Below are 322 nucleotides of genomic sequence, written 5' to 3'. Positions count from 1 at the left end.
GTGCCGACCCGGCGGCCGCCTGGTCGGCACCACCGGATCTGCCGGCGAGTTCGCTGGACACCCACACCGATGCGCTGCTTCGGCTGGCGCGGAGGTCGGCGAGTTCGGGCGCGGCGCTCGCCGACGGGCTCGCCGAACTCGCCACACAGTCCCGCCACGACGCCGCGCACACCGCCGAGGCGACCGCCGAGCGCGCCGCTGTGCTGATCGCCGGTCCATTGGGCGTGTGCTTTCTACCGGCGTTCGTGTGTCTGGGCATTGTCCCGGTGGTGGCGGGGCTGGCCGGCGACGTTTTGCGCTCAGGTCTGTTATGACGCTGTTC

General features: G+C 71.7%; 1 protein-coding gene. It reads left to right on the top strand.

Annotation, left to right across the window (positions count from 1 at the left end; translation table 11 throughout):
• Positions 1-314 (top strand): type II secretion system F family protein (locus ACFE99_RS16010; protein WP_375486958.1); only part of this gene is annotated, 314 nt, incomplete at its 5' end.
• Positions 315-322 lie beyond the last annotated feature (8 nt).

The sequence above is a fragment of the uncultured Mycobacterium sp. genome (assembly GCF_964249325.1).
GTDB lineage: Bacteria > Actinomycetota > Actinomycetes > Mycobacteriales > Mycobacteriaceae > Mycobacterium.
This window is presented reverse-complemented; position numbering and strand designations above follow the sequence as displayed.